This window comes from Pseudomonas sp. GWSMS-1 (genome assembly GCF_049847425.1).
GTDB lineage: Bacteria > Pseudomonadota > Gammaproteobacteria > Pseudomonadales > Pseudomonadaceae > Aquipseudomonas.
Window position 1 is genome coordinate 1,322,941 of sequence record NZ_JBMHHV010000005.1, and the last position, 11,065, is coordinate 1,334,005.

The window sequence follows — 11,065 nt, forward strand, 5'->3', positions numbered from 1 at the left end:
ATGGTCGTTCTACTTCATTGCAGGCAGGCGTGCCTCGCTCTTCACTTCAGTAAGGGCTACAGCTTCTGCCGGTACTACTACTTGCTGCTGGCGTAACAAATCGCCCATTGCTGCGGACACCCGGTACATGGAGAACTCTTCGCTGTAGCGTACTTCGCTGTAGCGTCGGTTAGCGGTGAACAGCTCATTTTCACTGTCCAGCAGGTCAAGCAGGGTGCGTTGACCCAGGCCGAACTGTTGTTGATAAGCGCCGCGAACCTTCGCCGTGTATTCGGCGTAGTCGCGTGCTTTAGGCGTTTGCAGGCGGGCGTTTTCCATGGCATTCCACGCCAGCGAGAGGTTCTCATTGAGTACGCGCAACGCATTGTTGCGGATGTCCATCGACTCGTTGATTTGATAAGCCGTCGATTGCAGGCGCGCCTTATCGCGCATGCCATTGAATAGGTTGTAATTCATCACCACTGCCGCACGCCAGCCATTGTTATGGCCCTGGTCACCTTGCGTGTTGTTATCGGCGTTGGTTGCCAGCTCAAGGTCAACGCGTGGGTAGAAGGTTGATTTGGCAACCTCATATTGCTTTTCGGCTGCTTGTACATCGGACTGCGCTGATTTCAAAAAGGGATTATTACTCTCGACCGCTTGCCGAGCTTCGACGAGGGTTTCCGGCAGTGAGCCTTTGAGTGATGCGGGTGCGGTCAGCTCATTGGGCATACGGCCAACAGCACTGAAGAAATTGGCTTCGGCATCGGCCAGATTCACTTGTTCTGTATAAAAGTTGTTTTCTGCCAGCGCCAAGCGTGCTTCGGACTGATCCAAGTCTGCTGTACTCCCCACGCCTTGTTGGCTGCGTAGGCCGATTTGATCATTAATCCGTTGGTGAGCCTGTAGGTTGTTGCGAGCAAGGGCCACCATTTCCCGACGCATCAATAAGTCGAGGTACACCTCAACAGTACGCAGCGCCAGGCTTTCTGAGGTGCCCAGCAGGCGATAAGCCCTCGAATTGACCACCGCTTTAGTACGCTCCACTTCATTGGGCGTGTTGAAACCATCAAAAATCATTTGCCGCAGACGCAGCTCAGAGGTGCCGTAATTCAGCGTTTCGGTGTTGTGGTTGCCCAGCGCTCGGGTACTAGGGCTGTCGGTATTTTCTCGACCGTAGCCCATGAGCAGATCAACAGTTGGTAGATAACCGCCTTTAGCAATCTTGACTTCTTCGTCCGATGAAAGGCGACTGTTAGCCCCGGCATGCACTTCCGGGTGGTTATCCAATGTGCTTTGGATTGCCTCGGATAAGGTGATGGCTTGTGCCTGAGAACACACTGCTGCCAGCACAATACTGCTCCATAAAGGGTTTAGTACGCGCATTTGTACATCTCCTTATAAGCTCTTATTTATGCCGCCAAAAAAATGGCTTTAATAATTTTTGGATTACTCTCGATTTATAAGATCAAAGCTAAGAACACTTTCAAGCATAGCTAAGATAAAAATTTCACAAGGTTTATAAGAAAAAAATCTTATGCAGTCTTGGCGATTTGGCCCATTGTTTGTACTCATAAGTCAGGCGCTTTGTGCCCTTCAGCGGCGTGCATGGCTTAAAGCAGATGGTCAAATGCATTTAGTAGGGGCGGGATGTACTGGTTCGATAGACGGCGTAGTTTTTGGTGGCATTTTTTTGTCGTTTAGTTTTTTAAGCAAAACGTCGTAATTATCAATCAGCTGTTTTTACTCTTCCTTGTAGGTGTGTTTGGTCCCTTTGACATACGTGTCGACGGTGGTCGGCAGTTGTAGTGAGGATGGAATCATGGCTACTTTGATTGGTGTCGTCAGCCAAGTTATCGGCGAAGTCTATGCAGTAGCTGGCGACGGAACGCGTCGGCCACTCAGTGAAGGTGATCGAGTCTTTGCAGGGGAGCAAATTGTTACCGGGGCCGCAGGCGCTGTCTCTGTCGCCATGAGTGATGGACAGCTGCTAACCCTTGGGCGCGAAAGCAGCCTGAGTCTTAATGAGCAAATGCTTGCAGACAGCGCCAACCCACCAGCCGCGCCCGCGCAAGTGCCAGCAGATACGCCCAGCGATAGCGATCTGACTGATGTAGAAAGGTTGCAAGCGGCAATCGAGGCGGGTGTTGACCCAACACTTGAAGGCGAAGCAACTGCTGCTGGTCCTGGTGCTGGTGGGGCGCCAGGTGCAGTGGGGGGGCCACTCGTTTGTACTCTTGGGTGAAACCGCTGGTGCACTCGAGCCAATTATTGGCTTTCCGACCGAAGGGTTGAGTAGCGGGCCGGAGTTCCCTAACCCAGAACCGGTGGCGGCCGATGACTCCTCACCCACGGTTGGGATCATTTACTTCGATCAAGAAGGCTCTGTGGTTGCCGGGCCGGGTGTAGTGGAGGAAGCCGCGCTTAATCCCGGCGCGCCAACTAACCTTGATGGCCAGGCAGGTTCGAATCCCGGCAGCAACGCTGAGAATGTCTCCGGCTCATTGGTCATCAACTCACCTGACGGTATCTCGGCTATCCAGGTGCTAGATAAGGATGGGGTGTGGATCAACGTACAGGGCGGTGGTGTGGTTCAGGGCGCTTATGGGCAGTTGGTATTTGATGCTGCCGGCAACTGGACTTACACCCTAGCCGACAACACGCTCAATCATTCCAACCCCGATGCGGTTGGGGCTGATGATCAGTTGCTCGACCCATTTCTTGTTCGTGTGTTCGATGGCGATGGCGATGTGTCGCCAACTGTGCCGTTGACGATTGCTGTGTATGACGATGGCCCCAGCATTTTGCGGTTTGATATTTCCGAGCAGAGTGGGTTGCTGGTTGTTGACGAGTCAGTTGGCACTGGAGGCTCAACTAAGGATGAGTCAGGCCAAGCCCAAAATAACGATGAAACCAGTTATGCCGGTAGCGAAGCAGGTGTTATTGGCTACGCCAGCTTCAATTTGGAAAGCATTTTCTCACTGGCTGTTGATCCCGGTGCTGATGGTGAGAACCTCGAAGCCAGAGCATTCTCGCTAACCCTGTCAGAAAGTGGAGCCGACTCGGGCCTTACCGCCACCGCGGGCGGCCCTATCTTGCTCTCGTTTGTCGGAGGAGGTGGCGCCGATGCGGGAGACATTCTTGGGATTGCCGACGGCGGCCTGGTGGTATTCCGGATCAGTATAAATTCAAGTACTGGAGCTGTTTCTGTCACCCAATATGCTGCTGTTGATCATGGCAATGACGGTAATAACCACGACAGCATGGCCGTTATTGGCGACGGTTTAGTCGGGGTGACTGTCAAGATTTATGACAATGACGGGGATTCGGCAACCTCTGAGTCTGTTGAACTGGGTTCACGCATTGGCTTTGAGGATGATGGTCCAGTTGCACAGCTCAGCGAACAGTCTGGTGAGTTGGGTACCGTGCGTGTGGATGAAAGCCTGGTGAGCTTTGGCGGAGTCCAGGGCGATGGTATTCCTTCTGCCGTGCTAAGTGCGGCAGTGGTGCAGTCGCAGTTTGACAGTGCGTTTGGTGCCGACGGTGCGGCGGCAGGTGATGACGCCACGGTTTACAGCCTGGAGTTGAGCGGCGCGGATGTACCGAGTGGCTTGTATGCAGTGGATGCCAGTGCGCCGCTGGGTCAGGGCGAACAGATTGTCCTGAACCAGGTGGGCAACGTGGTCACCGGCAGTGCCGGTGGCGTGCCGTATTTCACCCTGACCATCGACCCAGTCAGTGGCGAAGTGACCCTGGATCTGCTGGACAACATTTGGCATGACGACACCGCGGATGCGGACGACAGCGAAGTGCTGTCCCTGGCCGAAGGTGCATTGCTGCTGACCCAGACCGTGACTGACGGAGATGGCGACAGCGACAGCGTCTCCATTGACCTGGGCGCCGCCAGTGCCTTTAGCTTCGAAGACGATGGTCCAACTGCTGGCAATGTTGTTGCTACGCCAGTTCTGGATGACGAAGGCCTCTCTGGCGGTATCAATGGCGGCCCAGGTGATGTTGCGGGCGCTGCTACCAGCACCAGTGGTAATTTGGCATTTGATGCCGGGGCAGACGGTCTCAAATCCATCGCGTTTAGCGGCCCGCTGAGCTTGGGGTCGGAGGCTGTGACATCCGATTGGGATGCGCTTTCCAATACCTTGACCATCAGTTCTGGTCGTGGTGCTTTGCTGACGGTGGTACTCACGGACCCTGCCAGCGGTGCCTACACCATCAACCTGTTACAACCATTGATGCACCCGGTTATTGGCACCGAAGACGATATCACCCTGAACATCGGTTACACGGTAACTGATGGTGATAACGACTCGGCTACGGGGTCGCTCGTGGTGACTATTGATGACGATACGCCGACCATCCAAGCGGGCAGTCTCGGAGTCAGCTCTTTTGTAACCTTCCAAGGAACGGATGCCGGCTTCAGCAATTCCTACGGCTACTACAACAAGGCTCCTGATGGTACGCCAGTAGACGGCAAAGTAATTTGGGCCAATGTCCAGGACCAGTCCGTTAGCGATGTGGCTGACCTTAGTGGTCTGGATCCTGCCAATACAGGCTTCTTTATCATCCCCAATGGAGGAGCTAATCCTGGCTTGGCTAATGGAACCAGTGTGACTTTCGAGTTTGTCTCCGGCCAGTGGCAGGCGACAGTGGGAGGTGTGCCGCTGGTTGGGGCTGATGGGGCTAATGTGTTGTTCAGTGATGCCAGCTTAAATCCAGGTGGCTCACATTTGCAGGACATCGGCAGCGTAGGTAACCAGAACTGGGAGGACAAAACACTCACCTCGGATTACGACTACAACGATGTCAGCACCAATGTCACCTGGGGTTCAGCGCTACAGGTCGATGAGTCGACCTTCCACATTAATGCAACCGCCAGCTTCAGTGGTGTGTTTAATGTGCAGCCGGGTGCCGATGGCCTGCATAGTTTGACCCCCCTGAGTTATAACCTGATCGTGCATGACGTCAACTCGGGCTTGGTCGATACAGAAACCAACCAGGCGGTGATCCTTAGCCTGAATGCTGGGGTCATTGAGGGTCGTACCTCTGGCACCAACCAGCTGGTATTTACTCTGAGTGTCGACGCTGCAGGTACCGTCACTCTTGACCAACTGCGCGCCATTGTTCACCCAACGGGTGATCCAGATGAAGCCAAGTTCTTGGGCGAGGGGCATGTCAGTTTGAATGCCGTCGTGACCGATGGCGATGGTGACCAGGCGAGCGCAAGCATTGATATCGGTACGGTTATCAGCTTTAAGGATGACGGCCCAAGTGTGCTGCCGAATGACTTGGTACAACTGGACGACGATGCCCTTGCCAGTGGTGTTCCAAGCGGTATCGGTGATGATAACGCCGTGAATATCAGTGGGACATTGGGCCATGACTTCGGTGCAGACGGCGCCGGTACTGTGCAATGGCTTGCCAGTGTTGCCCCAGCAGGTTTTACCTACGCGACAAATTCCGAAGGTTCACTTTTGATCAGCCAGGGGGCAACCTTGGTGCTAACCGTGACACTGGACAATGCGTCTGGAGTCTATGCTGTGACGCATAATGCACCGATATCCCATCCAGCGGGTTTGGACGAAAACAATGTTGAGTTTAACCTAGCCTACAATGTCACTGATAAAGATGGTGATAGTGCAACCGGCAGTTTGCGCATCAATGTAGATGATGACACGCCAATGGCCAGCGATGATTCACCGAGCTGTATTATTCAGTCACCGTTGCCGTTGGTTAATGTGACATTAGTGCTAGACACATCTGGCAGTATGAGTGTGGCAAAACTTACTGCACTTAAAGCAGCGGTAGCCGATCTGGCTCAAGCATATGCTGCGCTGGATGCTCCTATTCATGTCAATTTGGTGACCTTCGCCACCAATTCAGTAAACGTTGGCGATTACAGCTTTAACTCAGTCGGTGATGCAGGTTATACCGACCTGATAAATGATGTGAATGGTCTTGCTGCAGATGGATGGACAAATTATGCGGCGGCACTAAGTACTGCCGAGGCGCAAATCCTGCTTGATGTGAATGCCCCAGGTGCGGATGCTGCCCAGCAGCACAAGCTTTATTTCATCTCTGACGGTAACCCGGAACCCAATGCGGCGAATCAGGTGCCGGCTATAAATGCCTGGAACGACTTCATCGAAAACGGAAACATCGACAGTGATGGCCTGCCGGTGACCAATGCGTTCCAGGCATACGCTATTGGTATAAATGTCAATAACGGTCAATACCTTAATCCTGTTGCAAGCAGTGGGACCTATATCCTTGCCACACCGGAAAACCTATCCGCTACTTTAGTGGACCTGGTCAGTGTTGGCGGTGTTGTGGCTGGCAATGTGCTAGCAAACGATGCGTCAGGTGCTGATGGTGTAGGGAGGATTGACTCTATCGCTTTGGGGGCGAAAACCTTTGCTCTCAATGCTGATGGGACGGATATAAATGTATCGGGCGCTGGCCCGGTTACCTACAGTTTCGATGCCTCCAGTAAGGTGCTTACGTTGATTACCGAACTGGGCACCTTGAAGATTGATCTGCAGGGATCGAATGTTGGCGAATACAGCTTCGTCTCTAAGACCAACCTATCAGCCGCGAACTTCGGCGATGATGGCAAGGTTGAGCAGTTGTTCACCTACACGTTGGTGGATGGTGATGGTGACAAGGATTCGGCCAGTCTGGAAATCTGCATTCTCAACGACCAGTCGGTCCTAGTGGTCGGTGAGAATTTCAGCGATGATGCCGATTCTGATGTTCCGCATTTCATTGCCAGCCCATTCGATACTGTTCTAGGTGGCGTGATACATGGTGTAGGCGGCAATGATGTGCTGATTGGGGATGTTGGGGGGGCTACTCAGTTACCAGGTCAGAAAGCCAATATTGTTTATGTGCTGGATAACTCGGGCAGTATGGATAGCAATATTACCTTTACCAATGCTCAAGGTGTAACCAGTAATATAACTCGTCTTGAAGCATTAAAGCAGTCCGTGATTTCCTCTTTGAATGATCTATACAACTCGGGTGCCAGTGATATTAAAGTGCATTTGGTCAGGTTTGGTACAAATGCACCTGTAGGTAGTACCTTCACGTTGACTGCAAGCGGCGTAGGTGATTCTGCGCAGTTGGATGCCGCGATTACGTTTATTAGTGTAATGACGGCCAATGGCAGCGCTACCAGCGGGGAATTTACGAATTATGAAGCAGGTTTGGTTAGGGCCAATAACTGGATTCAGTCAGCTGATCCTGTTGCAGCGGCTGATTTAAATAAGCTGATTTTTGTGTCGGACGGTTCGCCTAACCGAGCTCTGCAGGAGGACGGGGAAAGTACTGTTGTTAGTGTAAATGAAAGTGACGCCATGAATCATGTGCTTGGAATTGGCAGTGGCGATACTGTGAGTGAGGTAGCTCTTATTGACGGTGCGGGATTCACCATTGAGTCCATTGGTATAAGTGTGTCGGCTACTCAATTGGGTCGGCTAGATCAGATTGATAGTGGTGAGGCGGATAATGTGACTACCGCCAATCAGCTTTCGGCCGTTATCGGCAGTCTGGCTGGTGGTGCAATCGATGTTGCCGGTGTGGGTGATGATGTTCTTAATGGAGGGGGTGCAACGATATCATTTTTGGCGACAGTATTCATGCAGATAACACTGATGGCGGCTGGGCGGCGTTCGTAGCGGCCAATCCTGGTTTGACCAATAGCCAACTCAGCGATTTGATTGCTGAAAATCATGCTGTTTACGGTCAAGAAGGTTCTGTAGGCGGAAATGACATTCTCAACGGTGGGGCTGGCAACGACATCCTCTATGGCCAGGGTGGTGACGACAGATTAATTGGGGGAGCCGGTGATGATCTGCTGATCGGAGGTAGTGGTAACGACACTTTTGTATGGAATGAAGATGACCGTGGCGGGAATTACCACGATGTCGTCAAAGAATTTGGGCGTACACCTAGTGATATGGATGTGCTGGACTTGTCAGACTTGTTGGATGTCGTGGGTTCTGTCACGTCTGGCGATTTACTTGGTTCATACTTGGCGCTGAGCTTCGACGGTACTAGTACTTTGATTGAAGTTTCCAGCGCCGGGAATTTGGACAGTCAGCCAGCGGATCAGAAAATTACCTTGGAGTCGTTTGACCTGCTTGCGGGTGGGAATGCGCTCGATGTGATCAACGGTATGTTGGGTAACGATACGCTCGTGGTTTAGTACAAGTATTGGCACAAGTTTAAGCCCGCTTGATAAAGCGGGCTTAAACTTTTGATGGCATTATGCGAGTTGTAGCAGGTAGCTCACCACATCCGGCGCACCCGCCAGGCGTAGACCTTCACCCAGGGCGGTGGCTTCATTGGAATGCTTGGGTAGCAGCAGAAACTCCGGTGAGCCAGGCGCGCCTAGCAAAGATAGGCGCGCATAAGGCAGGCCATTATCCAGCAGCAGCGCCATAAACGTAGGGTCGCTCCACGACGCACTCGGCATGGCCAGTACATGGTAGTGCTGTTGCAAGTTGGCCAGGCCTTGCTCGCTCAACCGGTATTGGGTCAGTGCGGCAGGCAGGTTAACGTCCAGCTCGCGCCTGCGCGCATAGGCAATGGCGCAAGCAAACGCTTCATTGTGATGATCACCAGACCAGAACACACGCCCACCGCGCCAGCTAGCTTGACGCAGGATGATGCGTTCGCCGGCAAGAAAGCGCGGTAGCGCCAGACTGATGGCTTTGACGAAGTCCTTGTAGCTGATGATGCGTACCTGGCGGCACAACTCGCTGGCAGCGAAGGCCTCGAAGCTGGCGTGGCTCGCTTGCTGAGAATCGCAGTTGGATACGCCGTCTATCATGCGCAGGTCGAATGAAGTCAGCTGTTTCTCTTGTGCCTCAATTACACCAACCAGCATGGCATGCGCCTGGGCTTTGTCTTCCTGGACCGGGCCGGAGAGTGCGCTGCGCGGCAGGTCTAGCAGGCGCTGCAGTTGTGGGCCGTCTTGCCAGCAGATTGTTTCACGCAGCGGCGGCAATGGGGTAAAGGGCAGCTGTAATCGACTGGCGCGCTCAAGTATTTGGCGTTGCCCGCGACCAATAAAACCCAGTCGTTGCGCCAGGGCACCGAGGCGTGAGCTAAGGGTGGAGGGTTGCTCAGGCAGACTCATGACCGGGTAATAACTCCAAAATCGCCATAGCAAGTGTGGCAGAGCCCGCTGGCCGCTGCACAGGCTTTATCGGGCGTATCGACAGGTTTTTCACCTAGCATGCGCGCCGTGTATGGCAAGATTACTGCGTTGAGTTGCAAAGGTGCCTCCATGCCCAGTCTGGTGTTTGATATTGCGTTATCGGCCGAACGCTTGCGGGCCGTCTATCAGGGGCGTGCCAATCGGGTATTAGTGAAAAGCCGCGATGGCCGCAGCGTCAGTGTGCCGGCCCATCATTTTCGGCCATTTCTGACGCACGAAGGCGTCTATGGTTCCTTCGAGCTTGAATTCAGCGCGGCTGGTGAGCTGCTCAGTTTGCGTCGTTTGGGCTGATGCTGCCGAGGCGCCTCGCCTATCGGGCGTGCGGCCAGCTATAATCGCGGCCTTTGTTACTTTATCGAGCTAAGCCTGCCCATGTATACCCTGGCCCGCGAGCTGCTGTTTAAACTCTCCCCTGAAGCCTCCCACGAACTGTCCATCGACCTGATCGGTGCTGGCGGTCGTTTGGGGCTTAACGCTTTACTGACCAAGAGCCCGGCTGTTCTGCCGGTTAAGGTGATGGGGCTGGAATTCCCTAACCCGGTCGGTTTGGCTGCTGGGCTGGACAAGAATGGCGACGCCATCGATGGCTTTGCTCAACTGGGCTTTGGCTTTGTTGAAATTGGTACGGTGACACCGCGTCCGCAGCCGGGTAACCCCAAACCGCGTTTGTTCCGTTTGCCTGAAGCCGAAGCGATCATCAACCGCATGGGCTTTAACAATCACGGTGTTGATCACTTGCTGGCTCGCGTTCAGGCCGCCAAATACAAGGGCGTGCTTGGAATCAATATTGGTAAGAACTTCGACACCCCAGTCGAGAACGCAGTGGATGATTACCTGCTGTGCCTGGACAAAGTCTATCAACACGCCAGCTACGTCACCGTTAACGTCAGCTCGCCGAACACCCCAGGGCTGCGTAGCCTGCAGTTTGGTGACTCGCTCAAGCAGTTGCTTGAAGCCTTGCGTCAGCGTCAGGAAGACCTGGCGGCGCAACATGGCAAGCGTGTGCCGCTGGCGATCAAGATTGCCCCGGACATGAGTGATGAAGAAACCATCGAAGTGGCCAATGCACTGGTTGAAGCCGGCATGGATGCGGTGATTGCCACCAACACCACCTTGAGCCGTGAAGGGGTGCATGGGCTGGAGTGTGCCGATGAGGCGGGCGGCCTGTCCGGTGCACCGGTGCGTGATAAGAGCACTCACATTGTTCAGGTGCTGGCCAGCGAGCTGAAAGGGCGTTTGCCGATTATTGCGGTGGGCGGTATTACCGAAGGCAAGCATGCGGCTGAGAAGATCGCCGCCGGCGCCAGCCTGGTGCAAATTTATTCCGGGTTTATCTACAAGGGGCCTGCGTTGATTCGCGAAGCGGTCGACGCGATAGCCGCGCTACCGCAGAAGCTTCTTGGCTAAAATTGGCAGATGAAAAAAGGGCTCCCTAAGGGAGCCCCTGGGCTCGCGCCCGCCGCTCGGATGGAGCGCGCTTGGTGAAGTCGGTAGGTTCCTGATTAGCCGACAGCGTGAAGTTCGTTGAGTCGATGGATGCCGGCGGTGCCGGTCATACCGTCCCAGTTGTCACCGCGGCCTTCGCGCCAGCCGTTTAGCCAGGCTTGACGGACAGAGGGGAGGGTGAAGGGGCAGAGTTCGCGGGATTTACCACTGATGCCGTATTGGTAACCGCGCAAAAAAGCTCTTTCTAACGGATCACGCTTAAGTCTTCTCATAGGGTGAAGCCCTCAATGTTGACTGTTATGTCCCTTAGACCTTGTCGCAAGGTCAGGCAGAAATGATCTGCCGACGGAGTCCGCTGCCGGCGTCGCGAGCCTCCTTGCCAAGTACCGTTGCGGTATTGGCCTG

Annotated in this window: 8 protein-coding genes; 5 read left to right on the forward strand and 3 right to left on the reverse strand. The window is 53.9% G+C overall.

What is annotated here, in order from left to right; genetic code table 11:
• Positions 1–9: 9 nt before the first annotated feature.
• Positions 10–1,365, reverse strand: coding sequence for a TolC family outer membrane protein (locus ACEPAJ_RS09765; protein WP_425914677.1), 1,356 nt, complete (start codon positions 1,363–1,365; stop codon positions 10–12).
• A 436-nt stretch (positions 1,366–1,801) separates the two neighbouring features.
• On the opposite strand from ACEPAJ_RS09765, the gene ACEPAJ_RS09770 reads away from it, so the two are divergent.
• The 3 genes from ACEPAJ_RS09770 to ACEPAJ_RS09780 are packed head-to-tail and all read left to right on the forward strand — an operon-like array spanning position 1,802 to position 8,197.
• Positions 1,802–2,224, forward strand: a complete 423-nt coding sequence (locus ACEPAJ_RS09770; RefSeq protein ID WP_425914678.1) for a retention module-containing protein — start codon at positions 1,802–1,804, stop codon at positions 2,222–2,224.
• Positions 2,127–7,667, forward strand: a complete 5,541-nt coding sequence (locus ACEPAJ_RS09775) for a DUF5801 repeats-in-toxin domain-containing protein (protein ID WP_425914679.1) — start codon at positions 2,127–2,129, stop codon at positions 7,665–7,667. The genes ACEPAJ_RS09770 and ACEPAJ_RS09775 overlap by 98 nt, the downstream gene beginning before the upstream one ends.
• A gap of 14 nt (positions 7,668–7,681) precedes the next feature.
• Positions 7,682–8,197: a calcium-binding protein gene (locus tag ACEPAJ_RS09780; protein ID WP_425914680.1), complete on the forward strand. Its 516-nt coding sequence runs from the start codon at positions 7,682–7,684 to the stop codon at positions 8,195–8,197.
• A gap of 60 nt (positions 8,198–8,257) precedes the next feature.
• On the opposite strand, the gene ACEPAJ_RS09785 is transcribed toward ACEPAJ_RS09780, so the two are convergent.
• Positions 8,258–9,133 carry a DUF6685 family protein gene (locus ACEPAJ_RS09785; RefSeq protein ID WP_425914681.1) on the reverse strand — a complete coding sequence of 292 codons (876 nt, stop codon included), beginning with the start codon at positions 9,131–9,133 and terminating at the stop codon, positions 8,258–8,260.
• Positions 9,134–9,283: 150 nt separating this feature from the next.
• On the opposite strand from ACEPAJ_RS09785, the gene ACEPAJ_RS09790 reads away from it, so the two are divergent.
• Together ACEPAJ_RS09790 and ACEPAJ_RS09795 are read left to right on the forward strand one after the other, a co-directional pair.
• Positions 9,284–9,505, forward strand: coding sequence for a DUF2835 domain-containing protein (locus tag ACEPAJ_RS09790; RefSeq protein ID WP_425914682.1), 222 nt, complete (start codon positions 9,284–9,286; stop codon positions 9,503–9,505).
• A gap of 81 nt (positions 9,506–9,586) precedes the next feature.
• On the forward strand, positions 9,587–10,621 hold the full coding sequence (locus ACEPAJ_RS09795; protein ID WP_425914683.1) for a quinone-dependent dihydroorotate dehydrogenase: 1,035 nt from the start codon (positions 9,587–9,589) through the stop codon (positions 10,619–10,621).
• 95 nt (positions 10,622–10,716) lie between these two features.
• Here ACEPAJ_RS09795 and rmf read toward each other — a convergent pair whose 3' ends face one another.
• Complete coding sequence (gene rmf, locus ACEPAJ_RS09800) at positions 10,717–10,932, reverse strand: ribosome modulation factor (protein WP_090255928.1); 216 nt, start codon at positions 10,930–10,932, stop codon at positions 10,717–10,719.
• Positions 10,933–11,065: the final 133 nt, after the last annotated feature.